Raw genomic sequence first — 24622 nt, 5'->3', positions numbered from 1 at the left:
TTTATATCAAGCAAAGTATTACTAATGTTAAAGCCACAGTTCCGGTAATGAACCATATTGCATAATGGCGAACGTCGCCACTCTGCCAAGGACGAATGCTCTCGCCTGCCTCTTGGGTTCCCCAAGCAAGGAAGTTGAACGTACCATCAATTACTTGACGATCGAACCAAGCGATAGGAATAGAGAAGCAACGGAAAACTATCTTGTGAGTAAAGAACTGCCAAGCGTTATCAATATAAAATCTGTTGAGAGCTGCCTTGTGGAGTCCTGGCATGCTTTTAGCAAGCTTGTCGGCTACAGGATTGTTCTTAGGCATGTACATCCATGTAGCAAGTGAAATACCGATGGCTGCTGCCAACAGACTGAACCAAGCTACACTCGTGAAGTGGAAGTGCTGTAAGTGAATGTCAGCACTTTGACCTGTCGCTGTAACAAAATGACCGAAAGGAATCCAACCTGCAAAGATTGAAATGATAGCAAGGAATACTAACGGTCCCCACATAACGAAAGGAACTTCCTGTGGACGGCGTCTGTTCTCTGGATCTTCCTCGTAATATGATTTGCCCCAGAAGATAACGTAGTACAAACGGAACATATAGAATGCCGTCATACCTGATACTAAGGTCATAAACCAACCCAAAGCGGGAGAGAATTGGAAGCAAGCACTCACGATTTCGTCCTTAGAGAAGAAACCTGCAAGTGGCCAAACACCACTGATTGCAATACAACCAATGAGGAAACAAGCGTTGGTTATCGGCATATACTTGTGCAATCCGCCCATGTATTCCTTGAAGTTGCTGCCAATAATAACGATAATGGCACCAGAACAGAGGAACAATAACGCCTTGAACATAGCGTGTGTGAACAAGTGGAACATTGAAGCCATATAGCCTAAACCGCCTTCTTCGTTATCAAGCGCATAGCAAACACCAAGCGCAACGAGCATGTAGGCAATCTGAGAAATAGTTGAGAACGCTAAACCACGCTTTATATCGCGCTGACAACATGCTACGGCTGCAGCATAGAAAGCGGTGAACGCTCCAATATAGGCAATCCAATGAAGTTGCTCGATAGCACCAAACTGAATGTAGATTGGGAATAAACTTGCTACTTGGAATACACCAGCAACAACCATGGTAGCAGCGTGAATAAGCGCAGATACTGGTGTTGGACCTTCCATAGCGTCTGGCAACCAAATGTGGAGTGGGAACATGGCTGACTTACCAGCACCACCAATGAACATAAGGAACAATGCTGTAGGAATTGCCCAAGCTGTTTCTGGATTATTGTATACACTCTTAAGTTGTTCTACCAAACTTGCATCTATCGACAAATCGAAGTTGAAGGTCTTGACATAGAAGCTGAAGAATAAAATACCAATGAGGAAAAATAAGTCGGCAAAGCGTGTAACGATGAAGGCTTTCTTACTTGCATGCACTGCTGTGTGCTTTGGATAGTAGAATCCAATAAGCAAATAAGAGCAGACACCCACCAACTCCCAGAACAAATACATCTGGAAAACGTTTGTCGCTACAACCAAACCTAACATAGACATTGTAAACAATGACAAGTAGGCATAGAAACGTTGGAAACCATGTTCATACTCTTCGAACTTATAGTTCTTATCGCGCTCAGCCATATAACCGAACGAATAAATATGAACCATAAAGCTAACAGTGGTTATAACGACAAGCATCATTACACTGATAGGAGTCAAACGGAAACCAATATTAAATGTCAATAACTCAGAGAACTTCAACCATGTCAAGTTAAAGACAGTTACAGTGGGGTATACGCCACTTGCCAAACGACCATCTACAACGTTGAAAGTCTGTCCCATTGCAGTATATTCTCCTGTGTAAAAGAAATACTGATAGGCCGTGTAGAGACTCATGGCAAAAAGCACGCCCAACATGCATGTACCGATGAAACCTGCCACCGGCTTAGGCATCTTCATACCTGCCAATCCCAAAAGGATTGCGCTTAAGAAAGGTAGAAGAAGTATCAAAAATGCGTAATCAAACATAACTTTTTCTTATAATTTCATATTTTCAATACTGTTCACCTGGTCGCTGTGCAGATGTCGGTAAACATTAATAATTATAGCTAACGCTACTGCAGATTCAGCGGCACTCACTCCAATAGAGAAAATGGTGAAGAACATTCCTTCAAACCCCTCTGGATAGAGCAAACGATTGAATGCTGCAAAGTTAAGGTCAACGCTATTGAGAACTAACTCGATGGAGATAAGCATTGCGACAAGGTTGCGTCGAGTTACAAAGCCAAAGACTCCAATAAAGAACAATAGTCCACTAAGGACGAAAAAATATTCTACTGGTATCATTCTTCTACCTCCTCTTTTTTCTGTTTATTCAAGATAACCAAGCCACCAATGATACAAGCTAACAAGAAAATAGAGATAAACTCGAATGGCAATACGTAGCCATACTTGTCAGCACTCATAAGATTCTTACCGATAACTTCCATTGAGACTTCACTACTTGGTGCATTTGTTGAAACTAATTCGCTGAAGATTTTGTTCTTCAAGAATACTCCTAAAACGGTTCCAACGCCCACCAACGAGATGAGACCAGCAAGAAGAGTGCGCTTTCCAAGCCATCTTTCAGACAAACCTTGAAGCGTTCGCTTGCTTACCAACTGGATTGCAAATACGTACATTACAGTGATACCGCCAGCATAAATACTGATTTGCGCAGCACCGAGGAATGTATAGTCAAGCAGGAAATAAAGGCCTGCTACTCCAAAGAGTACAAACAGCAATGCTGTTGCAGCTCTCATGATGCGCTTTGTAGACACGCAGAATACTGCTGAAGCAAGTATTACCACTGCTAAAATCGCAAACACAATTAATTTAGCCATACTTTATCTCCTTCTTTTATTTGGTTTTAGTGTTAAATGTTCCAACTTTCCATTCTGCACCACCCTCTATAAGATTAGGTAATGAGCCGCCTTTGTAAACCTCTTCGTTCAGATGTAGAACGAGTTGAGAACGATCGAAAACAGCATTTTCGAAGTCGTTTGTAAACTCAATAGCATCAAAGTTACAAGCGTTTACACATAATTGGCAGAACATACAGTCGCCGAGATCGTACTGATAGTCCAGCAATACGCGCTTTTTCTTACCAGTTTCGGGGTCTTCACGCATTTCGCTTGCTATACGAATAGTGCCGTTTGGGCATGCTTTCTCGCACATAAGACAAGATACGCACTTGTAGTTCTCGCTTTCATCACGCTTAAAGACCAAACGTCCGCGGTGGCGTTTTGCCACATGGAGTGTTGTCTTACGGTTTTCAGGATACTGCTCAGTAGACTTTGGCGTGAAGTATTCTTTCATGGTTGTTTTCAAACCAGTAGCCAATGTTTTAAAAGCATTTCCTATTTCACCGAAATATGATTCTTTATTTTCCATTAGAATTTTGAATTCTTAATTTCTACTTTACGTTTTCTTATGCGACTTTGAATGTCCAACCGAATGCCACACATACAGTCATGAGTACCAAGATGATAAGACTGAGTGGCATAAGATATTTCCACTCCAGTTTAAGTATTTGGTCTACACGAAGACGTGGGAATGTCCAGCGTATCCACATAAGAAGGAATACTACAACAAAGGTCTTTCCGAGGAACCAAACGATGCCTGGAATGTTATTCATAAGGCCATCGAAGCCTTCTATACCAATATTGATAGGTGCCCAACCTCCGAGGAAGATGGTTGTGGCAAGTCCTGAAATCACGAAAAGGTTAAGGTATTCTGCCAAATAGTAGAATCCGAAGCCCATACCGCTATACTCTGTATGATAGCCGGCAGTAAGTTCGCTTTCTGCTTCAGCTAAGTCGAACGGACCGCGGTTAGCCTCTGCGTTACCTGCAATGCAGAAAACGAGGAAGCCTAATAGTGCTGGTACATGACCTTGGAATATAAGCCATTGCCATGGACCCGTCTGAGCTTCTACGATTCCAGATATTTGCATTGTGCCAGTAAGTATTACGGCAGAGATAAGACAGATACCCAAAGAGAGTTCGTAAGATATCATCTGAACGGCTGCACGCATAGCTGAGAGCACAGAATACTTGTTGTTACTTGCCCATCCAGCGATGAATATGCCGAGTACTCCGATAGAGCTGATGGCAGTTACAAGGAAGATACCAACGTTGAAGTCAAGTACGGCAGCACCTTTGTTCCATGGTAGGAACGAGAATGTACCTATAGACGCTGCAATTACCAGGAAAGGAGCAAGATAGTAAAGCAGTTTATCAGCTTTATCTACAGTGAAGATTTCCTTGATAAGCATTTTCAATACGTCGGCAAACACTTGAAGTGTACCCCACCAACCAACACGAACAGGGCCGATACGACATTGGAAGTAAGCACAAACCTTACGTTCCATGAAAATTAGAATGATAGCAAGCACGGCATAACCAATGATGATGGCGAGTCCTACTACCACACACTCGATAAGAATGGCACCGAAATCGCCAAGCCCCAAAGTATTCCTTAGTAGCTCGTCGAACCATCTTGTTACTATACTAAAATCGAACATGTATATGATTTATTTCTTAATTCATTACTTTTATATTGTTTCTCTCTTAGCTTTAGCGGTCGATGTCGGGAATGACAAAGTCGAGTGCAGCACCTGTTGTTACGAGGTCGGCAATCTTTTGACCCTTCAGCATCTTATCCATAGCGCCTACCAAGGTTAATCCCATTGGTCGGAACTTCAAGCGATATGCGCTCTTGTCTCCTCTTGAATCGAGGTATGCGCCAAATTCGCCACTTGCTCCTTCAACAGAGAAGTACCATTGTCCTTCTGGAACCTTGATAATAGGCTTCTGCTTAATGTAGAATTCGCCTTCTGGAATGTTGTCGATGAGCTGTTCGATAATATCGAGACTCTGATACATTTCCTTTATGTGGCAGTAGTAACGGTCCATAGAATCGCCACCATTCATTACCACTTCATCAAAGTTTACCTTGTCGTATGCAGCATATGGGTGGTGCTTACGTACGTCGTTACTCCAGCCGCTTGCACGTCCTGCAGGTCCAGTTACACCGTAGCTGATGCAGTCTGTTTCGTTCATAGTACCGATTCCTACGAAACGTTGGTGTGTTATGATATTGTCGCCAAACACATCAAGGTATTCTTGTATCATCGGTCTGAGATACTTGCAAAGCTTCTTGGTGTTTTCAACAAAGTTCGGATCAATGTCGTCTTGTAGTCCACCTATTCTATAATAGTTCTGAATCAGTCGTCCGCCAGTAGTTTCTTCCATCACGTTCAGCACGTGTTCGCGGTCGCGCATACCATAGAGCATACCTGTGAGAGCGCCCAAGTCCTGTGCACAGCATGATGTATAGAGTAAGTGGTTGTCTATACGCTGCAACTCGTCCATGATGGTACGAATGTATTGAATACGTTCCGAGAGTTCTATTCCCATAGCCTCTTCGATGACACCAACGAGTGCGTGACGGTGCATCATAGCCGAGAGATAGTTCATACGGTCAGTCAATGCGAGTGTTTGAGGGTATGTATACGATTCGCACATCTTCTCAATACCGCGGTGAATGTAGCCGAGGTGTGGATAGATACGCTTAACGTGTTCACCGTCAAGCACTGTTTGCAAACGCAATACACCGTGTGTTGATGGGTGCTGAGGACCGATGTTCACCACAAATTCATCGTTAGTGAACAACTTATGAGTTGTTTCCGTCAGTCTGCCGTCAGCATTTAGATTCCATTCACTGGTAGTATCCAGTTCGATGTCGTCTTCTGTGGTGTACATATTCTTCGCTGGGTCCATGTCATAGTCCTTGCGAAGTGGGTAGCCCACGAAGTCGTTTCTTAGGAAAAGGCGACGCATATCGGGGTGACCGAGGAACTTTATGCCAAAGAAATCATAAACCTCACGTTCCAACAAGTCAGCGTCAGCCCATAGATTGAATACCGATGGTATGACAAACTCTTGATCTACCTGCTTTGCAAGTTGCTTTACAGAGCAGCGTTCGTGGGTTTTCGTATTTTCAAGAATATAGATACAGCCAAGACCTTCTTCAGTTCCGAAGTCTTCTCCAACTATTGTTACAAGGTAGTCGAAATGCTGTTCCTTTTTCAGTCTTGCCATTTCGTCGGCAAAACGCTCAAAACCAAACTCTTTGTTTTCTAATTTCATTTTTCCGTACCTTATTTATTGGTTAGCTGCTGTATTGTTGTCGGTAGGTTCTTGTTTCGCTTCTGTTTCGTTTAGCTTATCCAATTCCTTTCCTAACTTTTCTACATCTTCTTTCGTTACAGGTTTATCTACAACGATAGTATCCTTTTTAGGTGCTGCTTCAGCTGCAGGTTTAGCAGCTGGTCGAGCTGGTTTTGGTGCAGGTTTTAGGCTTTCTGCAAACTCAGCCTCGCGTTTTTCCTTTATTTCTTCAGCCACAATGCCGAGCTTTTGTTCGAAGATGAGCGCCTCGTTGCTCTTTCCGAGCAAGCTTTCTTCAGCTGTTTGCTTGTGGTTAGCGCCTCCAAAGAATTTCTCTATCTTTACTTTACGTTGCAATTGCATCATTCCGTATATGATAGCTTCGGGGCGTGGAGGGCAGCCAGGGATATAAACGTCTACTGGAATAATCTCGTCGATACCGCGCATAACGTGGTAGCTATCTTTAAAAGGACCACCAGAGATAGCGCAACCGCCTACAGCGATCACGTATTTAGGCTCTGCCATCTGGTCGTACAGACGTTTTAGTGCAGGAGCCATTTTGTTTGTGATGGTGCCAGCGCACATAATAAGGTCAGCCTGACGAGGAGAGTTACGTGTAACCTCGAATCCAAAGCGAGAGAAATCGTAGCGAGCACAACCCACCGCCATGAATTCGATACCGCAACAAGATGTTGCAAAGGTTAAAGACCATAGCGAGTTGCTTCGTCCCCAGTTAATAAGCTGGTCGAGATTTCCCAATACTAAGTTTGTTCCTCCGTCGTTCAGGTCGTTTGCCATCTTCTCGAGAGTGTCATTATCCTTCCACTCATCGTAAGGCATAGCCTTTATTTTCGGTTTTCTTATTTCCATTCAAGCGCTCCTTTCCGCCAAGCATAAGCGAGGCCAAAAACCAACACCAACATAAAGAATCCAATAGTTGCCAATGCAAGAACGCCGTAAGTGTTCACCACTACCGCCCATGGATAGAGGAAAACAGTCTCAACGTCGAACATCAAGAAAAGGATTGCGAACAAGTAGTAGCCCACGTGCATTGGCAACCAAGATGTGCCATAGGTTGGAATACCACACTCGTAAGGTTCACCTTTCGTCGGATTGTAAGAACGGGGGCCTAAGAGTTTTGCAGTAATATAGGCTGCAAGAACCAAGAAGGCGGCCGTTACGAAGACGGTGATTAAAAGTGTAAACTGCATAAATTTTATATAGCTATAATAATATTACATCTGAAATGTTAATGCATAAGATATCTTAAACGATTGCAAAGATACAAAATTAATTATTAATGGTGCAAGGAAAAGATAAAAAAAGTAGCCTTTTTGTAACCCCAACTTTGCAAATTATTGTTTGATTTTGGGTGGAATGGGGAGCGGGGAGGGCTTATAAGATTAAGAAGATAGGGATCCTAGTGGAACTAGAGTTACTAGGAGGTGTGTGGTTTTAGGGATTCTAGTTGTACTAGAGTTACTAGGAAGTCTGAAAAAAGTTAGGGAAACGAGGGCAGATAATGGGGGGATTAAAAAAGAAAAAAGCAACTTTTTGGGTTGCTTTTTTTATTTTTTTCGAGGGCATATTAGCCCTATCGTTTATTTAAAACAAGTGTTTATTTCAAGTATCCAGCCTCTACGCATTTGGCCCAGCCTGGATAATGTTTCTTTAAAAGATTAGCAAGCTGGCGAATTCCTTCTTTGTTTGCCTTTTTATCAATATTGTTTAATACATCAATACAGCGCACAAATCCTTCGTATTCGAGGGTCGCTTTCTTGCGAGAATAGTATTTACAGAGACTTTCAAGCGTGTTAGTTTCCAACATAGGGTCAGTGAATGGTTCGTTAATCACGCGCTTTCCAGGTCCAATAAACCCATCTTGTAGCTTTTTATAATAAGTCAAATTGACAGAAATATTATCTCCTGGCTCTTGCTTATATACACCTTTCTTATATAGGAACCAGTTGTTAAACTTGCTGTCATACACATAATACTTGCACTCTTCAGTAACGTGGCTGCCGCTATTCTCTAATACCGAGCGAATGATAATACCTGGTTGAGGCGACGAATATGTCAGTGCGTTTACTCTTCCGCCCTCGAATTCAACTGAATCAGTGAAGTTTAGAGTCGCTCCTCTGCTCAGTTTTATCTTGCCATCTACCTCTGCAGACTTTGTCAAATCGTCTAAATCGCCGCTCTCATCTTCGGAAACAACAGTCTTATACTTGTAAGTTAGCTTATCTTTATGGTCGTCATTATCGAAATAACCCTTCACTTTCATGCGACTGGTAACAGTATTTTGTGCATAACCGACAGTAGTTATTGCGAAAAGGAAGAATATTGAAATAAAAGCCTTTGTCATACCTATATATTGTTATATTAGTTGCAAAGATATAAAAAATAATACAAATCCGTATGCTTTTTTATGAAAATTATACAAACATTTAACACTTTCAGTTGCATAACCTCGTAATTTTGACGTAATTGGCTTGCCCAAGCAAGTCGATTACAGAATATTTACGAGGTTGTAGAACTACTATCTTTCTGTTGTGTTTTCTTGCGGTTAAGTGCTCGTTTTGTTTTCTTTTTTAATGTGTTTTGGTTGAGTGCTGTCTTTATTTGTTGTCCGCTTTCTAACAGACAACATTGTTTTTACTTATCCTGAATGCGTCTGCCATATTGTTATCAGCAGTTTTTTACTTTATATCTTCATCGGTTTAAACACAAATTGCGTGCCAAACAGTTTTTTATTACTGCCAAAATGGCACTCGCATATATCATCAATCATGTGTCTTCATAGCCAGATTAATATTCCAAAAGTAGGCAATGTCTATTCGCTTGAGCAAGCAACAGAGGCCCTGCAAGAGGTGGCTGCAGGACAAAAGAGTGGAAAGGTAATCATCAAACCATAGTTGATAAAATCACAAAAAAGTTCTATCGGAAAGCGATAAAACTGCCCCGATTTTGTAAAGAAAGTACATGCGAAAAACGAGGAAGTTTGTTTTGCGTTGCAAAAGTGCCTGTTTTGAACTGCAATATAGGCTCTTTTGCTGCGCAAAACAGGCCCTTTCACAATGCAAAACAATGGGTATTGCAAGGCGTTGATAATGAAATGGTTATGCGGTATGGTGCTTCCTGCAAAATCTTTACACTTTTATAACAAGATTTTGCACCATGTATTGCGTTGCAATAAAACATAAAGCGAGTTGTTTCAGTCTATGAAACAACTCGCTTTCGTTTAGTTCCTACAATGTAGCTGTAGCGTTTCCGCCTGCTTTCCACATACTTTTTGCAAGGTGTAGAAGCCAAATTATCGCGGCCCTATCCAAGAATTCTATAATCCTTCTGAACCATAGAACGCCTTGGAAAAACCTTTAGAAAGAAACAGCTTAGGTAAAAAAGCCGCGATGAATTGGCTCCTACGCCCTGCAGAATATGCGTCTGTGGCTACTTATTGCTTTACAACCTTCTTGCCATTCACGATGTACACGCCTTTCGAAAGGCTGTTCAGATTGTCCGAAACACGCACGCCGCTGAGCGTATGTGTACCTTTTGCCACCTTCTTGTCGGTCTTTGGCGTGCTGATGGCAGTGGGGTCTTTCTTTATAATCACCTCTGCTTTCACCATTTCTCCGTTGAGTGCCACGCAGTGTTCGGCTGCATCGAAAGCCGCTCCTACTGGTTTCTCTATTTTAGAGCCTATCAAAACCAGTTCGGCAAGGTCGCGAATAGAACCGCTTTCGGTGCCTTCGGCAGTAACATTGGCATTGCGTATGATGAGTTTTTCGGCTGAACCATCGCCTCCAGCAATGCCGTAGGCCTTGCTTCTGGCGTTCACTGTGCAATCGTCAATGGTAAGTTCGGTAAGGTAAACAAACAAAGCGCAGTCCTTTTGGCTCTCCACATTCAGTGTTCCACCGCCTGTAATGGTGAGCGGTTTCATGGCAGTAAGTACGGCTTTGTCCGATGTTAGTTTGTTGGTACCGATTACTTTAATGGTCAATCCCTCAATTTTCGAATAGATAGCGTTAACGTTTCCCTCTGTTTCTATGGTAGCGTCTTCCAGTGTAAGTACGTTTTCGTTGGGGTCGAAACTTACCTTTCCTGCCACACCATCAAGCACTGTGAGGTCGTTACAGTTACTTGGAGTAACCTTTCTACCCGCTATTGCGAGGTCGAATGCCATCTGTGCCTTTGTCGTAGTGGGCATTGCGAACAACGAAACAAGAAGAATTGCAATGGTAACGTAAGTGTTTTTAAGTAGATTTTTTCTCATTTTTAGGTCTTGCCTCCCTGTTGTAACTCGCTTTTAGGAGCCATGCCGTATCGGAGACGCGGGCATTTAAGTGATGAAACAGATTTGTTTAATATAAAGCTAATGAGTATAGCGTATTCTGAAAACCTTTATGCGAGGTAGCTATCCTACAAGGTAGTTGATAGAAAACTGCCATATTACATTCGCAAAAATAGTGTGTTTACGGCTTAGTTCCAAATATTTCAGCTTGTTTTTTTAGTGAAATAATGTTGAGAAAGGGTTTGTATCAAGCGGTTTACCAACGTGGTTGATGCAGCGTTAGGGTAAGTATGGCAGCGTTACACCTTATATAAATAGGCATCATGACGAAGTTCAGGAGCATAAAAAAAGCCACCTTAAAAGTGGCTTTGTTATAGTGTTGCGATGCCAACAGCAGGTTAGCGTGTTGCCATGAGCTTTGTTTGCGAGCGCATTATTGGTTTAGTTCCTCCCATTCTCTTAGGGCTTCTTTCCAGTCTGTAGCCTCTCCGCTGGCAATAGCGTTGGCCTCTTGTTGTGCCATGTCGCGTTCTTTGTCGCGTGCGCGTTTGGCTTTCATGTCAGCAATGGTCTTGTCGTCGAGAATAACAATGGCTCCACGGCGTATTGCATCGTTCAGATCTTCTTCGCCGAACGCCTTTCCCGGTTGGTTGAAATCGGAGATATTAAACTCGTAATCCACCCTTAAGTCGTGGCGCACGAGTTTCTGCTGGTGTCTGTTCCCAGCATTTTTAAGTCGCAAGAGTTTTGCTATTTCCTTTATTTCGCCTTCCGAAAACTTGTTTCTTCCCATCAGTTGCTGTTTAAAAAATACTTATTGGCATTTGCGTTTCCACTGCAAATATACCACTTTTCGTTAATACCTCCAAATCCATTGTGCAGTTTCGCCATGCCCACACAGCAATTATCACAACGAAAAGGAAGGAATTTCGGAATTAAATTCATATATTTGCAGCGTTAAAACAACTAAGAAATACAAATAAATAAAGGCTTCGGAAAACATGGAAATAACAACGCAAGCACAATATAAGACTACTACGTGGAAGGGCGGAACCACACGACAGATATTCATTAGTCCTGCCGATGGCGACTTATCGGCACGCCGTTTCGACCTTAGAATATCGTCTGCAATCATCGATTTAACCGAAAGCGATTTCTCAGACTTCTCTGGTTTCACCCGTTACATACTTCCTTTGGAGGGCGAAATAACACTTTTGAAGGACGGAACACGCATTCCGCTATCGCATAACGAACTCTTTTGCTTTGAAGGAGAGGAGAAGGTGGGCTCTGAAAATAGCAAGGGCGCTATCGATTTCAATATTATTGTGCGACATGGAGTATCTGTTGAGGTGGCCATTGTGAACGATGCGAGCTTCAGCGATAGCCGTAAAACGGTGGTATTTGCACTCGAAGACATTACCATAGACGGCAAACAGATTAACAAATACGACACTGCTACCCTCGAAAAGCCTTTCGCACTAAAGGGAAAAGCAGCCATTGCACGCTTTGCAGAGTAGGGGATAGCTGCGAAAAAGTAGGTTGCTTTCGTGGTGGATCTATTGCTCCTAAGGTTCCTGTCAATCCCTTTTAAACCCTAAAACAACAGCAGTTGCAACGCATTGCAGCCCCCATGCCTACACCGTTATATCGGTCCAATAGAAGTTTCGTATATTTTCGGCACTACCTTGGTGGCACTCTTTATTCAGAGAACGAATGTGTAAGCAACTGTTTTGTGAGTCTTCGGAGATAAGAACTTCCTCGTTTTTCAGCAGCTCGATGTTTATATCTTGTACAAAAAAGACCATCTCTTCTCCTGTTCTTCTTCTTATTATCTCCCTGCTTTTAAGTCTAATGTGGTGCTTTCCTGGTGCTATCATGCACTTATAATTCTGCCAATACAGTACACCTGTGCCTTTAGGAGCGCCATCTACCGATATGATGATGATGTCATGCTTAAGGAAATGGCCTGTTTCTTCTTTGAAAAACAACGTCGCAAACTCTGGGTTTGCACGCTTCCACTCCCTAATTCTCAGAAAGAATTTACCGAAAACGAAGCATGCAACAAGTAAGGTTGCAATGGGTAAGGCAATGCATAACACCTGACAAACGATGTTATCGAACGTTTCAAGAAATATAGACAGCATGCCAATGATGATGAAAGCATTGTAAGAAACTATCAACATGAGTCGTTCTTTCGAGTCTGTTTCTTGGTGAGCGTTCTGTGGTAACATCTTAACACCCGCTATGAAGGTCCCGAAAATGCCAAGAAAAATGATCAAAAAAATCAATATTTGTGCTTGCATAGAATCCATATCTTATATTTGTTTAGTACTTATCTTATTTCCTTTTCAACTCTGTAACAGAGCATTCTCTTCTTGTCGAAGGGCTCAAACGAGTGTGCAAAGAATTTGTTAGCGTGATTATGAATTGTTCAAAGTGTTTTTTTGAATGAGCTTAGACATAGGAGTCATGGCCAGTTTCTTATGCTCAAAGTCTTCTTCCATTATGTAAAGCTCGTTTCGTTGTAGTTCTATTTTTATCTCGTCGTGGAACAAAGCCGTTGCATCTTCATTGCTTCGGCCATCGCTTTCCTCTACTACCATGAATTGAAAGTGGTGGAAACCTGCCGTAATATTTACTTTGTTGGCTTCTTCTATCGTAACTATACCTCTACCTTCTGGTACGCCATCAACTGCCAAAAGCACTATTTTGTGCGTACTATGCGGACTGAGTATGTTATCAAATCTGATGGTAACATTGCTCTTAAATACCCTTATCCAAGGTGCAATTCGTGCCTGATAGGCCAGAAAAGCATAGACGATGACAAGTAAAAAGAAGATGAGCGCAAGATAAATGAAGTTCTTTCCCAGGAGTTCAAAGCAACCAACGAAAATCGTTATATCCATGACAATGAAGATAAAGATGCTGTATTTCATCAGCTTTTTCTTGTTTTTCATGTACTTTTCGTGCTGAGACAGATTCTTAGGAAGCTGTTTTAACGAGATGGCAAAGACCAAACAGATTCCTGCACAGCCTAATATTACAAGGATAATCGATAGAAGAAATGAATCCATGTTACTATTTTTTTTACGATGTTATACTAATGGAAGAAGACCAAAGGACGTTGTAAAACAACGATAAACCCCACATTTTCCGTAAGAAGATACAAACTTATACAAAATAATTGAATCTGAAAAGCGATGCGTTAAAAAGATAAATGAATTGCCCAATGTGTTGTTTCCAGAAGCAAAAAACGAACTTTACCCTTCCTTTATGCCCTTGGAGGCAAGGCAATCAGTTCTATTTTCTTCTCCTGATAGTTATCTACTATAACGTAGTTGCCTCGCTTTTGTAGTTCTGCCATGATTGCATCAGCATACAAATCCTTTGAGCCTTCAAAGCGAGAGTCAGGAACTGACACCACCTTAATGTGAATATTGCAGTCGCCTGGTGGTACTAAACAGTTATTTCCCACCCATTGTACAATTCCCTTACCTTCTGAATAGCCGTTCACCGACAACACTACGATGCGATGACCTTTAAAGAACGACTCTTTGTTTTGGAAGCTTATACAAGCATAATCGGGATATTTTCGTTTCCATTTCTTAAGCTGAAGCAAGCTACTTACGAAGTGAATAGCCACACATATAGGTATAATAACGTATAAACCACAAGCAAAGAACTTTCCGAAAGTAGTGTCGGTGTCTATATATTGAAATAAGATGACCGTGAAAACAGGCGATAAAATAATGAGGGAAGCCTTTATAAGGCTACGTATTCGTGCATTTCCATCTTGGAATTTTGCCCTTGGTAGCAACGTTATAGTGCAGAAAAGGTTGTTAAGAAAGACTATAAAAAAGAGGAATAACACCAATGTTCTAAACTCAATATGCATGGTAAGGAGTTTTTATATTTACGATTATATATTATAAATAAGGTGGTTGCGCACGGTCGTAAGAGTCCGCTTACACCCCTTGTTATATTACATTGCAAACTTACACAAAAAAGATGAAATCGCCAAATAGCAGATGTAAAACCATAATAAAGGTTGTAAAAACAGCTCTCCGTGTGTCTCCTGCCCACCATTGTCAGTACAAGAAGGTGGGTATTGTATCGCTCCTGTATTGTCATAACAATTAGGTATTGTTCTCATATTTCAGCAAATAGCCCCTAAAATGTTACTTACTTGTGGGTAAAAAAATTGATTTTGCATCATAAAAAAATCACGAAAAGTAAGTATTGTGTAGAGTTTTGTTTCTTTCTATCTTTGCAATCGCCTAAATAAATAAGCAATAAGAGTTCAAACAACATATTTAAATAAATAACAATAAATATCTATAAAACAATGAGAACAAAGTTTTTTGCAGTAGCATGTCTTGCTACTCTCCTCTTTACATCGTGCGGAAAAGAAAACAACGATGACCCTATCGTACCCCCAACTCCAGGTACTACAGCTATAAAGCACTTCGAAACAACGATGCCAGGCTATGATTCTTGGATTTATGTAGACCTCGAATCGGGTAAATTTGAGCAGCAAGAGGAACTCGGAGCACGCGAATATCGCAAGTATTCGACTATGACCGACTACACAGTAGAACGTACAGAAGCTGCCAAAGGTACAGAAAACGACCTACCAAAGAAGTGGGATTTGGCATTCCACATTACTGATGTACGCACCAATAACGGCGAAGTGCTGATGACAGACCAAACAAGTTTGAGCAATATAACTGCACTTCCTGAAGGCAACTACGTAGCCGACACACCAGCAGAGATATTCGTTGAGCTTGGAGCAATGAAGCCCGGAGGTCTTATGGGCGTAGCTAAGACCATGCTAAATAAAGAAATGGCGAAGTGGGCGAAGAGCACTGGCATGGGCAAACCAAAGATTATAAGCGACAAAGTGTTTGCTGTTAAGTTCAAAAACGGTAACCAAGCCTACATCTTGTTTAAGGATTACTTAGACAAAACAGGTAAAAACAAGGTAGTAAGCTTCGACTATAAGTTTGTAAAAAAGCCATAGTAATACCATAGTATGAGTAATATGTAACTCCCTCGGCGATAAATACAGCGGAAAAAACCAATCCCTGTGTTTATCGCTAATCTGTACATAATACTCAAAACAATGCTAAAGGGAAAGACGGCAAAGGTTCGAACGAGGAACTAACGTCGTATCCTGTCCATACAAAGGAGAGCAAATAACTTTAACTTAGTCACATCAATGCTTCATTAAAATGAAGAAACTACTTATTTTTATCATTCTTCTGACAGTATCGTTTGCTACTGTTTACGGAGACAATATCCCACCTGAGAAAGGCTATCCGCTATCTGGAAAGGTGATAGACGTAGATTCTGAAGAGCCGTTGGCAGGTGCTTTACTTAAAGTAGAAGGCACAAACATTGTGATAGGAACCAACAGCAAGGGCGAGTTTACCATTCCTTTTGGTGCCGATAAGATTTATACGGTCCATGTATCGTGCATGGGCTATACTTCAAGAACGTTGCGCGTACCATCGACAGGACACCCTTCGCTCACGATAAAGATGATACCCAGCAACACAAACATGGAGGAAGTAGTGGTTACTGGCTCAAGAAGTGAGAAACCATTGAAAGACGTTCCCGTTATTACACGCATTATTTCGCAGGAAGAAATAAAGACGGTGAACCCCGTAGACCTTAATACTCTCTTGGAATATACGCTACCAGGAATACAGTTTTACTACAATAACATGAGCCAAACCACCAGCATTAACTATCAAGGAATGGACAGTAAGTCGGTTCTTTTCCTCATTGATGGTGAACGAATTAGCGGCGAAGGCTCCGACCATAATATCGATTTCAGTCGTATTAACGTCGATAACATCGAACGAGTAGAGGTAGTTCGCGGTGCAGCATCTACCCTTTATGATAGTCGCGCCATTGGTGGCGTCATCAATATCATTACTAAAAAGACCGCACGTCCGCTTAATGTGCAGCTCAATTCACGCTATGCGGGCAACAACGGAGAGAGTTATTCGTTGCAAGTAGGTATCAACCGCAACCGCTTCAGTGCGCAAACGTCAGTTGGATACCGCCATCGCAACACCTATTGGGTAAAGGATAAAGAAGGAAAAACCATAAAACAGATTGGTAGAAACGGCAAGATTACTGAAGAAGAAGCAGAGCCCCAGAGCCTGCCAGTATATGGATATAAGATATTCGACGTAGGTCAGCGCTTCCGTTATCGCTTCAACGACCACCTCACAGCGGAGGCTTTTGGAACTTTCTATGCCAATACTCGCCCCACATACTTTGGCCGTCGCTATCATCAACGATATGAAGACCTCGTTATTGGTGGTAAAACAAACTGGCAAATCAACCCAAATAATGGTCTCGCATTCTCGTACACGTTCGACAACTATGCCAAGAAAGACGACTACGACCTTGTGAAACTCGTCGAAAAAGTGTACAACAACACCAACCATAGCGCCCGTATTTACTATACAGGAACCTTCGGTCGTCACACATTCAATGTAGGAGTAGAAGGTGTACACGAAAGTTTAAGACACTATATGATGAAGGATACGGGCATGGTAAGCACATCGCAGTTCTCGCTTTGCGCCCAGGAAGATTGGCGAATTAACGACAGGCTTAATGTAGTAGTGGGCTTGCGTGGCGACAAAGGACAGCGTTTCAACTTCCATCTCACACCGAAAATCTCGGCTCTTTACCGCCCATTCGAACATCTTACCTTCCGTGCGGGCTACTCACAGGGCTATCGTATTCCTACATTAAAGGAACTTTACCAAGAGTTTAACATGGCAAACATGATAATAATATATGGTAATAAGGACCTGAAACCAGAATACGGAAGTCAACTTTCGGCTTCTATGGAATATGACTACGGGGGCTTCAACCTCTCGTTATCGGCTTACCACAACCGCTTCCGAAACAAAATTACTTACGAATATGTATCGCCTGGAGTGAACTTAAATATGCGATACGTCAATTCCAAAAACGTTAGGACAACGGGATTGGAGGCAACTTTGAACTACAGAATGCAATGCGGACTTCGCTTAATGGGTGCTTACACCTACATTAACGACTACAATGTGCGCGACGGATTTAACCAATCGTGGATTCGTCCCCACACCGCTAAGTTCAACGCAACGTACAAACACAAGTTCGGAAAGACTACAGAGTCCATCGCTTTCAGTAGTCAATGGATGTCACGCATAACCCGTTACTCATTCGATTCAAAGGAAAACGCTTACATTCGCTACGTTTACGACCCCCGAACAATATGTTCGCTCAACCTCCGTTCAGAACTTCCACGAGGCATTAACGTAGGTTTCATGATTGACAACCTGTTCAATTACCGCGACAAAGCGTCTGATTCAGACGTGCAACTGCCACTCAACGGCATCAGTTTCGTACTTACTGTAGGCGTAAACCTATCCGATTTGTTCGGAAAATAAGCATCGACGGGAAACTAAAACGATAGTACGACCACAGCGCAAGGTGGCTGCACCCTCGCTGTTCCGCCACAACATGCTTGCTGCAAGGCTTCGGCAACATTACTGCCGAGCCACAATACCGCCGCTGCAACGCCTTTGCACAAAAGGTATAAAAAGCCTTTCGTTGAGCGACACAATCTATATAAGAAAATAAGTTTAATTACATAATGAAGAAAAAAAGACTACTTATCATCGTTGCCGTAGTAGCATTGCTGCTCGTTGGCTATGGTGTATGGTGTAAATGGCTATCCACTACCAGGATAGCCTTTGTGAATTATCAAACCATTACCCTCGGTCAGATCTCTCGTTCTAACGACAATCCGCTTGTTAAAATAGAGAATCTATCGGCTGAAGACATGGCAAAGGTGGACGACTACGATATGGTTTTCGTTCAGGCAATGGGCCTACGACTCACAGAAGAGCAACGTGCCGAACTCGAAAAAGCCATGAAAGGCGGAACGCCTGTGGTGAGTACGATGATTACAAACCCCGACAACGACTTCTGTTCGATTGATACTACCGATGCAAAAGAACTGAAAGCATACATCGACAACGGCGGTCGCGAGAACTATCACAACCTGCTTAGCTACGTGCGAAAGAACATAGACAAGAAGATTATCTATGCTCCCGAACCAGGAAAGGTGGTAGAACGCGTGCTCGGACTACTATATCATGCCGACCCAAGCCGCCCCGACGACGAGGATAAGCAGTTCAATTCGCTCGCAGAATATACAAAATTCCTCAAAGAAAAGGGACTTTGGAAAGACAATGCACCCTCTATTATCGTTACAGGGTCTATGGGTGAGCCTAAAGAACTGATTGCCGAACTCGAGAAAACAGGCAATGTGGTGTACCCAGTGAACTCTGTTCAGCGCTTTGTAGAGGACAATCACGCTGATAGCGTGGCTGTTTCGGCCATCATTAACATGGCGCACGGACGCTTAGGAGACGCTTTTGTCGACTATTTGAAGCGCGTTAATGTGCCATTGTTCGCTCCGCTGAATGTGAATACGCTTGAAAAGAAGTGGGAAAACGACAAGATGGGCATGAGCGGAGGCTTCCTTTCTCAAAGCGTAGTAACTCCAGAGATTGACGGAGCAGTGCGTCCGTACGCTCTTTTTGCCCATTATGTAGGCAAAGACGACCTCGAATACGTTGCACCAATGCCCGAACGATTGGGCACTTTCGTGCAAACCGTAAACAATTACATAGCCTTAAAGCATAAAGCAAATAGCCAAAAGCGTGTCGCTATCTACTATTATAAAGGACCAGGACAGAACGCTATGACGGCAGGAGGCATGGAAGTAGGACCTTCGCTCTATAATCTTTTGGTACGTTTGAAGCAAGAAGGCTACAATGTAGCAGGGCTTCCAGACTCGCCAGAGGCGCTTATGCAAGCCATTCAGAAGCAAGGTTCGGTGTTCAACCTATACGCTAAGGGTGCGTTCGACGACTTTATGAAGAACGGAAACCCTGCACTGGTAAGCAAAAACGAATACGATAGTTGGGTGAAAAAGACACTCCGACCAGAAAAATATCAAGAAGTGGTGAAGGCAAACGGCGAGTTCCCTGGCGAGTTCATGGCAACTCCAGACGGAAAACTGGCTGTTGCGCGAGTGCAGTTCGGTAATGTTGTGTTGCTACCGCAGATAGCTGCGGGCAAAGGGGATAATGCTTTTCAAATCGTTCATGGTACCGATGCTGCACCACCACATACTTATATCGCTTCGTATCTGTGGACACAGTATGGCTTTAAGGCTGATGTGCTCATTCATTTCGGTACACACGGCAGCCTCGAATTTACTCCGAAGAAGCAAGTTGCACTCAGTAATCTCGACTGGCCAGACCGCTTAGTGGGTACAATACCGCACTTCTACCTTTATACGATAGGCAATGTGGGCGAAGGACTCATAGCTAAACGCCGCTCGTATGCAGGTCTACAGTCGTACCTTACACCGCCTTTCATGGAGAGCGGAGTACGTGGAACGCATAACGAACTGGCTTCAAAGCTGAAGCTTTACATGCAAAACATCGGCAAAGACAAAAACTTATTGCAACGCACATCGCTTGCCATAAAGGCTATTGTAGTGCGTTTGGGCTACCATCGCGACCTCGGTCTCGATAGCATCATGTCTCGTCCGTACACAGAAGAGGAGATAACACGCATCGATAACTTCGCCGAAGAACTCTCAAACGAGAAGATTACAGGACAATTATATACCTTAGGCGTGCCATACGAGGCTGAACGAATCAATAGTAGTATAGTAGAAATGTGCACAGACCCTGTGGCTTACTCGCTATTTACACTTGATAAGGTACGTGGAAATGCTACCGAAGCGTTGCTGAAACATCGCTCTGAGTTCAACAGCCGCTACCTTTATCCTGCAAAAGCACTCGTTCAGTCGCTCATCGGAAACGCTTCGGAGGTAACAGATGCCTACGTTTGCAAGGTAGGAAACCTATCACAAGCCGACCTTGAACGTGCGCATAAGATATTCGAAGACCTCACCGCTCCATCGGATATGATGAAAATGATGATGGGAATGGGCAGAATGGGAAAGAAAGGCAAAGGCGGAAACGGTATGCCTGCGGGCATGGGAATGCCTAAAGGTATGGGTAATATGCCTGCTGGAATGGGCAAAAAGCCTGCTGGAATGGGCCACGAAATGCCGAAAAACCATGCGATGCACGGTAAGCAAGGAGGCATGCCGCCTGCTGGACACGGCGGTAAGATGCCGCCAAGTATGGGCAAAGACATGCCAAAAGGCCACGCAATGCACGGCGCACACGGTAGTATGCCACCATCAGCACATGGCGGTAAGATGCCAGAAGGTATGGGTAAGAAACCTGCTGGAATGGGTGAGAAACCTGCAAACATGGGCAAAGGCATGCCAGCCGAAGCTAAAGCGGCACATGGAAAAGCCATGTCGGGAATGCCACCGAAGGGAATGTCGGGCATGTCTTCGAAAAAAATGAAAGACATGGCTGCTATGATGAAAGACAAGAAAAAGTCGTATAGCAAAGAAGATAAGGCTTTCGCTTTCGCTGTTAGAGAACTTGAACGCACCTTAAAGAGTATCGGTAAGTACAAAGGATACCTTATCATGAGTCCTAAAAACGAACTCGAGAGCATCATAAATGCAATGAATGGCGGCTACACAGCACCATCGCCAGGTGGCGACCCAATCGTTAATCCAAACACATTGCCTACTGGTAGAAACCTATTTGGTATCAATGCAGAAGCTACTCCAAGCGAGGCAGCATGGGAAAAGGGTAAGCAGTTGGCGGAAAATACCATTGAAATGTACAAGCGTCGCCACAATGGCGAGATGCCACATAAGGTAAGTTACACGCTTTGGAGCGGCGAATTCATCGAGACCGAAGGCGCTACCATAGCCCAAGTGCTCTATATGCTGGGCGTAGAACCTATCCGTGACTCGTTCGGACGCGTTACAGACCTTCGCTTAATCCCCTCTAAAGAGTTGGGAAGAAAGCGTATTGACGTTGTAGTACAGACCTCTGGACAGCTCAGAGACCTTGCGGCGTCGCGTCTTTTCCTCATAAATAAAGCGGTAGAGATGGCAGCTAACGCTAAAGATGAGGCCTTTGAGAACGAAGTTGCAATCGGTATTAAGGAGGCAGAACGCCATCTTACAGAGAAAGGAGTATCTCCTAAGGAAGCGCGCAAGCTTGCTTCGCAACGCATTTTCGGCGGTATGAACGGCAATTATGGCACTGGTATACAGGAAATGGTAATGAGTGGCGACCGCTGGGAGAAGCAAGAGGACATCGCAAACACCTATATTAACAACATGGGAACGTTCTATGGCAGTGAGAAAGACTGGGAACAGTACGACAAGTATGCTTTCGAGGCAGCCCTAACACGCACTGATGTTGTGGTACAGCCACGCCAAAGCAACACGTGGGGCGCACTAAGTCTTGACCATGTCTATGAGTTTATGGGCGGATTGAACCTCGCTGTGCGTCAAGTAACGGGCAAAGACCCTGATGCTTACCTAAGCGATTACCGCAATACGCATAACGTTCGCATGCAAGAAGTGAAGGAAGCGATAGGCGTTGAAAGTCGTACCACCATTTTAAACCCTGTATATATTAAGGAGAAAATGAAGGGTGGAGCAAGCGCAGCAGGCTCTTTTGCAGAGGTAGTAGAGAATACTTACGGCTGGAACGTAATGAAACCGAAGGCCATAGATAAGGAATTGTGGGACGATATATACCAAGTCTACGTGAAAGACAAGTACAATCTTGGCACGAAAGACTTCTTTGAGCAGAAGAACCCAGCAGCTTTGCAGCAGATAACAGCCGTTATGCTCGAGACAGTACGCAAGGGAATGTGGAAAGCAACGCCTCAACAGGTGGCTGATATAGCCAAGTTGCACGTGGAATTGGTAAAGAAATACAAGCCATCGGGCTCTGCTTTCGTTACCGATAACGCCAAATTGCGTAACTTTATCGCCTCTAAGGTGGAAGAAAAGCAAGGCAACGAGTACAAACAAGAGGTTGAAAAGGTGCGCAATGCCGTTGCAAACAACGACAAGGGTACGGTGATGAAGCGCGAAGACATGTCGCAAAAGGTTGAACAACACTCACCATTGCTCAGCAAAGGTCTCCTTATGGGAGGTGCAGTAGTACTTCTTATTGGCTTGTTGGTATTTGTTGTACGTCGTCGTCGCAATACCCCTGTGGAATAAGAATACGATGGAAACGATAGTACTTCTACTATTTATACTTGTCTGTTTCAGCTTTTTGCTGAAACAGACATTTGTTCGTAATCTGCAAATCGCTATTACTGCCGTTGCAGCAATGGTCTTTACAGGTTTGGCTTGGCGTGTTGCCATCTTGCAATCGTCTACCGAAATCGCTGCTTGGCTGGCCAATACAGACTTAGTTCGCGATATTTCGGTGTTGCTAAACATAGATGTTCTGTTGGCAATGGCGTTCTGTTTGTTGGCTGCCGATGTGAAGGTGGCGGGTCGAATTGGGCGCAAAGCCCGTTGGCTCTATGCCTTTTTGCGTTTCTTCCCAGGCATTATGATCGTGCCAATGATGTTCGGCATACTTGTAGAAACCATCTTTGCGTTCCCTGGCGAGGACTTTTCGCTCATCGCTTGGTCGCTCGGTGCAGTCTTTTTCATAGCCATTCCGTTGCTCACATACCTTGTTAAACGACTTCTTCCAGAGACTTTCTTGCGCTTAGAGCTACTCTTTCTCTGCAATATACTGATTGCTTTGATGGGCATAGTGGCTACCGTGAACGGCAAAACAGCAGTGGTAGGAACCGACAACACCAACCTTGAGGCGCTCGGAGGTACATTCTTGCTGGTTGCAATCTTCGGTTTTGTGGGTATGGTGTGGCAGCGTAGGCACATCAGAAAGCAGATTCAGCAAATGAATTAAAGACTTGTCAGCGGCTGAAAGTAGTGATTTCTCCCTACGTTACAAGCTTCAATGTCAAACGATGATAGTTTTCCTGCTCAATAAGCACAACACGATTATCCAATAATCATAACTTTAACATCGAGCAAGAACAATTACAACACAAACGAAAAGCAGCTTAGGAGAAGAGTAGGAACGCCTGCAGAGTCCCTGAAAAGTAGCTTTAAAATCGACCAAAACAAACGTCATTAAAAACTATACATTAAATTATGAATTACATAACAGACATTCTTTACTGGATATCATCGGGACTTCTTGTACCCGTTATCCTTATTCTCATTTTCTTTTTTCTACGTTCGCTGCTTCTATTAGGAGGCTTCTTCAGTCAGTATCTCACCATGCGTCAGAGCGGAACCCTGCTGCATAAGGAGGTAAAAGAGCTGTCGGCAGACAACCTTTCAACCCTTGCCGACCGCTTACCGAAGGGCAAATTGCCAGTAGCGGAGTGCATTTCGAAGATGATGGAGCATAGAAACAGCCCTGCAAAGGTCAATTTCCTGCTCGATGAGTACGAGTGTATGATAGAGCGCGAGCTTGAAACACCCAAGATGTTTACCAAGATGGGACCAATGTTGGGCTTGATGGGAACCCTCATACCGATGGGTCCAGCGCTCGTTGGCCTTTCTTCTGGCGACATAGCGTCTATGGCTTACAACATGCAAGTGGCGTTTGCAACCACCGTTATCGGTCTTTTTGCAGGTGGCGTAGGCTTCGTTGTTAAGTCGGTTCGCCAACGTTGGTACCGCAGAGATATGGGTGCGCTGAACTATATTGCCGATATGTTGGACGAAAACCGCAGCAAATAAGTTATGAGAAGACGACAGATTAGACTCAGCCACGACGAGGACGACGACCCAATGAGCGTTGTTAGCAACCTCTTCGATGCCGCAATGGTGTTTGCCGTCGCCCTGATGGTAGCACTGGTAACCCACTATAAGATGACCGAAATGTTCAGTACGGAAGACTTTACCGTAGTAAAGAACCCTGGAAAGGATAACATGGAGATTATCTCAAAGAAGGGAAAGCAAATCGATCGCTATACTCCTTCGAAGAATCAAGACGCTAAATCGAGCAACAAAGGCAAGAAAGTGGGTACCGCTTATCAGCTGGAGAATGGCGAAATCATTTACATTCCCGATGAATAAACGTACTTAGCACACTACAA

General features: G+C 43.5%; 23 protein-coding genes. 9 read left to right on the top strand and 14 right to left on the bottom strand.

Annotated features, from left to right (window positions below; genetic code table 11):
* Position 1: 1 nt before the first annotated feature.
* The 9 genes from HXN26_RS02160 to HXN26_RS02120 all read right to left on the bottom strand — a co-directional run bounded on the left by HXN26_RS02160 (position 2) and on the right by HXN26_RS02120 (position 8575).
* Entirely contained in the window at positions 2-2026 is a 2025-nt protein-coding gene (locus HXN26_RS02160) for an NADH-quinone oxidoreductase subunit 5 family protein (protein ID WP_273158402.1), read from the bottom strand.
* Positions 2027-2035: 9 nt separating this feature from the next.
* Positions 2036-2344, bottom strand: coding sequence for an NADH-quinone oxidoreductase subunit NuoK (nuoK, locus tag HXN26_RS02155; protein WP_025000706.1), 309 nt, complete (start codon positions 2342-2344; stop codon positions 2036-2038).
* Positions 2341-2880, bottom strand: coding sequence for an NADH-quinone oxidoreductase subunit J family protein (locus tag HXN26_RS02150; RefSeq protein ID WP_025000705.1), 540 nt, complete (start codon positions 2878-2880; stop codon positions 2341-2343). Before HXN26_RS02150 ends, nuoK begins: the two co-directional genes overlap by 4 nt.
* A gap of 16 nt (positions 2881-2896) precedes the next feature.
* A complete protein-coding gene (locus HXN26_RS02145) occupies positions 2897-3430 on the bottom strand; it encodes a NuoI/complex I 23 kDa subunit family protein (RefSeq protein ID WP_025000704.1) in 534 nt (177 codons plus the stop codon).
* A gap of 37 nt (positions 3431-3467) precedes the next feature.
* Complete coding sequence (gene nuoH / locus HXN26_RS02140) at positions 3468-4562, bottom strand: NADH-quinone oxidoreductase subunit NuoH (protein WP_273158401.1); 1095 nt, start codon at positions 4560-4562, stop codon at positions 3468-3470.
* Positions 4563-4614: 52 nt separating this feature from the next.
* Positions 4615-6189 carry an NADH-quinone oxidoreductase subunit D-related protein gene (locus HXN26_RS02135; RefSeq protein WP_025000702.1) on the bottom strand — a complete coding sequence of 525 codons (1575 nt, stop codon included), beginning with the start codon at positions 6187-6189 and terminating at the stop codon, positions 4615-4617.
* 15 nt (positions 6190-6204) lie between these two features.
* Complete coding sequence (locus tag HXN26_RS02130; RefSeq protein ID WP_273158400.1) at positions 6205-7080, bottom strand: NADH-quinone oxidoreductase subunit B; 876 nt, start codon at positions 7078-7080, stop codon at positions 6205-6207.
* Positions 7071-7421: an NADH-quinone oxidoreductase subunit A gene (locus HXN26_RS02125; RefSeq protein ID WP_273158399.1), complete on the bottom strand. Its 351-nt coding sequence runs from the start codon at positions 7419-7421 to the stop codon at positions 7071-7073. Before HXN26_RS02125 ends, HXN26_RS02130 begins: the two co-directional genes overlap by 10 nt.
* A gap of 407 nt (positions 7422-7828) precedes the next feature.
* Positions 7829-8575, bottom strand: coding sequence for a hypothetical protein (locus tag HXN26_RS02120; RefSeq protein ID WP_273158398.1), 747 nt, complete (start codon positions 8573-8575; stop codon positions 7829-7831).
* A 424-nt stretch (positions 8576-8999) separates the two neighbouring features.
* Between HXN26_RS02120 and HXN26_RS02115 the strand changes: the two genes are divergently transcribed.
* Positions 9000-9125 (top strand): hypothetical protein, encoded by a 126-nt coding sequence (locus HXN26_RS02115; protein ID WP_273158397.1) that lies wholly within the window; start codon positions 9000-9002, stop codon positions 9123-9125.
* 539 nt (positions 9126-9664) lie between these two features.
* Here HXN26_RS02115 and HXN26_RS02110 read toward each other — a convergent pair.
* Positions 9665-10489, bottom strand: coding sequence for a type 2 periplasmic-binding domain-containing protein (locus HXN26_RS02110; RefSeq protein ID WP_273158396.1), 825 nt, complete (start codon positions 10487-10489; stop codon positions 9665-9667).
* 451 nt (positions 10490-10940) lie between these two features.
* Positions 10941-11300 (bottom strand): hypothetical protein, encoded by a 360-nt coding sequence (locus HXN26_RS02105; protein WP_273158395.1) that lies wholly within the window; start codon positions 11298-11300, stop codon positions 10941-10943.
* A 208-nt stretch (positions 11301-11508) separates the two neighbouring features.
* Between HXN26_RS02105 and HXN26_RS02100 the strand changes: the two genes are divergently transcribed.
* A complete protein-coding gene (locus tag HXN26_RS02100) occupies positions 11509-12024 on the top strand; it encodes a HutD family protein (RefSeq protein WP_273158394.1) in 516 nt (171 codons plus the stop codon).
* A 117-nt stretch (positions 12025-12141) separates the two neighbouring features.
* Here HXN26_RS02100 and HXN26_RS02095 read toward each other — a convergent pair whose 3' ends face one another.
* The 3 genes from HXN26_RS02095 to HXN26_RS02085 form a co-directional block, all read right to left on the bottom strand.
* The gene (locus HXN26_RS02095) at positions 12142-12819 is read right to left on the bottom strand and encodes a hypothetical protein (protein WP_273158393.1); all 678 of its coding nucleotides are present in this window, start codon (positions 12817-12819) and stop codon (positions 12142-12144) included.
* A 108-nt stretch (positions 12820-12927) separates the two neighbouring features.
* Positions 12928-13581 carry a hypothetical protein gene (locus HXN26_RS02090; protein ID WP_273158392.1) on the bottom strand — a complete coding sequence of 218 codons (654 nt, stop codon included), beginning with the start codon at positions 13579-13581 and terminating at the stop codon, positions 12928-12930.
* A gap of 197 nt (positions 13582-13778) precedes the next feature.
* Positions 13779-14402 (bottom strand): hypothetical protein, encoded by a 624-nt coding sequence (locus HXN26_RS02085; RefSeq protein ID WP_273158391.1) that lies wholly within the window; start codon positions 14400-14402, stop codon positions 13779-13781.
* Positions 14403-14515: 113 nt separating this feature from the next.
* Here HXN26_RS02085 and HXN26_RS02080 point away from each other — a divergent pair, with 113 nt between their 5' ends.
* The 7 genes from HXN26_RS02080 to HXN26_RS02050 all read left to right on the top strand — a co-directional run bounded on the left by HXN26_RS02080 (position 14516) and on the right by HXN26_RS02050 (position 24602).
* Complete coding sequence (locus tag HXN26_RS02080; RefSeq protein WP_273158390.1) at positions 14516-14647, top strand: hypothetical protein; 132 nt, start codon at positions 14516-14518, stop codon at positions 14645-14647.
* 205 nt (positions 14648-14852) lie between these two features.
* On the top strand, positions 14853-15527 hold the full coding sequence (locus HXN26_RS02075; RefSeq protein ID WP_273158389.1) for an HmuY family protein: 675 nt from the start codon (positions 14853-14855) through the stop codon (positions 15525-15527).
* Between the two features lie 211 nt (positions 15528-15738).
* The gene (locus HXN26_RS02070; protein ID WP_273158388.1) at positions 15739-17961 is read left to right on the top strand and encodes a TonB-dependent receptor; all 2223 of its coding nucleotides are present in this window, start codon (positions 15739-15741) and stop codon (positions 17959-17961) included.
* A 206-nt stretch (positions 17962-18167) separates the two neighbouring features.
* Entirely contained in the window at positions 18168-22712 is a 4545-nt protein-coding gene (locus HXN26_RS02065) for a cobaltochelatase subunit CobN (RefSeq protein ID WP_273158387.1), read from the top strand.
* A gap of 7 nt (positions 22713-22719) precedes the next feature.
* Entirely contained in the window at positions 22720-23418 is a 699-nt protein-coding gene (locus HXN26_RS02060) for a hypothetical protein (protein ID WP_025000692.1), read from the top strand.
* A 248-nt stretch (positions 23419-23666) separates the two neighbouring features.
* Positions 23667-24263, top strand: a complete 597-nt coding sequence (locus tag HXN26_RS02055; RefSeq protein WP_273158386.1) for a MotA/TolQ/ExbB proton channel family protein — start codon at positions 23667-23669, stop codon at positions 24261-24263.
* Between the two features lie 3 nt (positions 24264-24266).
* Positions 24267-24602, top strand: coding sequence for a DUF2149 domain-containing protein (locus tag HXN26_RS02050; RefSeq protein ID WP_025000690.1), 336 nt, complete (start codon positions 24267-24269; stop codon positions 24600-24602).
* Positions 24603-24622: the final 20 nt, after the last annotated feature.

The organism is Prevotella aurantiaca (assembly GCF_015262605.1).
Lineage (GTDB): Bacteria > Bacteroidota > Bacteroidia > Bacteroidales > Bacteroidaceae > Prevotella > Prevotella aurantiaca.
Note: the sequence above shows the minus strand (reverse complement) of the source record. Positions and strands in the feature narration are given on the sequence as shown.

Excerpts from the sequence above, each read along its gene's own strand:
- HXN26_RS02055 (WP_273158386.1), top strand. The coding sequence starts at position 23,667 with ATGAATTACATAACAGACATTCTTTACTGGATATCATCGGGACTTCTT.
- HXN26_RS02065 (WP_273158387.1), top strand. The coding sequence starts at position 18,168 with ATGAAGAAAAAAAGACTACTTATCATCGTTGCCGTAGTAGCATTGCTG.
- HXN26_RS02130 (WP_273158400.1), bottom strand. The coding sequence starts at position 7,080 with ATGGAAATAAGAAAACCGAAAATAAAGGCTATGCCTTACGATGAGTGG.
- nuoK (WP_025000706.1), bottom strand. The coding sequence starts at position 2,344 with ATGATACCAGTAGAATATTTTTTCGTCCTTAGTGGACTATTGTTCTTT.
- nuoH (WP_273158401.1), bottom strand. The coding sequence starts at position 4,562 with ATGTTCGATTTTAGTATAGTAACAAGATGGTTCGACGAGCTACTAAGG.
- HXN26_RS02150 (WP_025000705.1), bottom strand. The coding sequence starts at position 2,880 with ATGGCTAAATTAATTGTGTTTGCGATTTTAGCAGTGGTAATACTTGCT.
- HXN26_RS02060 (WP_025000692.1), top strand. The coding sequence starts at position 22,720 with ATGGAAACGATAGTACTTCTACTATTTATACTTGTCTGTTTCAGCTTT.
- HXN26_RS02070 (WP_273158388.1), top strand. The coding sequence starts at position 15,739 with ATGAAGAAACTACTTATTTTTATCATTCTTCTGACAGTATCGTTTGCT.
- HXN26_RS02160 (WP_273158402.1), bottom strand. The coding sequence starts at position 2,026 with ATGTTTGATTACGCATTTTTGATACTTCTTCTACCTTTCTTAAGCGCA.
- HXN26_RS02135 (WP_025000702.1), bottom strand. The coding sequence starts at position 6,189 with ATGAAATTAGAAAACAAAGAGTTTGGTTTTGAGCGTTTTGCCGACGAA.
- HXN26_RS02110 (WP_273158396.1), bottom strand. The coding sequence starts at position 10,489 with ATGAGAAAAAATCTACTTAAAAACACTTACGTTACCATTGCAATTCTT.
- HXN26_RS02075 (WP_273158389.1), top strand. The coding sequence starts at position 14,853 with ATGAGAACAAAGTTTTTTGCAGTAGCATGTCTTGCTACTCTCCTCTTT.
- HXN26_RS02125 (WP_273158399.1), bottom strand. The coding sequence starts at position 7,421 with ATGCAGTTTACACTTTTAATCACCGTCTTCGTAACGGCCGCCTTCTTG.
- HXN26_RS02115 (WP_273158397.1), top strand. The coding sequence starts at position 9,000 with ATGTGTCTTCATAGCCAGATTAATATTCCAAAAGTAGGCAATGTCTAT.
- HXN26_RS02100 (WP_273158394.1), top strand. The coding sequence starts at position 11,509 with ATGGAAATAACAACGCAAGCACAATATAAGACTACTACGTGGAAGGGC.
- HXN26_RS02080 (WP_273158390.1), top strand. The coding sequence starts at position 14,516 with ATGAAATCGCCAAATAGCAGATGTAAAACCATAATAAAGGTTGTAAAA.
- HXN26_RS02105 (WP_273158395.1), bottom strand. The coding sequence starts at position 11,300 with ATGGGAAGAAACAAGTTTTCGGAAGGCGAAATAAAGGAAATAGCAAAA.
- HXN26_RS02120 (WP_273158398.1), bottom strand. The coding sequence starts at position 8,575 with ATGACAAAGGCTTTTATTTCAATATTCTTCCTTTTCGCAATAACTACT.
- HXN26_RS02050 (WP_025000690.1), top strand. The coding sequence starts at position 24,267 with ATGAGAAGACGACAGATTAGACTCAGCCACGACGAGGACGACGACCCA.
- HXN26_RS02085 (WP_273158391.1), bottom strand. The coding sequence starts at position 14,402 with ATGCATATTGAGTTTAGAACATTGGTGTTATTCCTCTTTTTTATAGTC.
- HXN26_RS02145 (WP_025000704.1), bottom strand. The coding sequence starts at position 3,430 with ATGGAAAATAAAGAATCATATTTCGGTGAAATAGGAAATGCTTTTAAA.
- HXN26_RS02095 (WP_273158393.1), bottom strand. The coding sequence starts at position 12,819 with ATGGATTCTATGCAAGCACAAATATTGATTTTTTTGATCATTTTTCTT.
- HXN26_RS02090 (WP_273158392.1), bottom strand. The coding sequence starts at position 13,581 with ATGGATTCATTTCTTCTATCGATTATCCTTGTAATATTAGGCTGTGCA.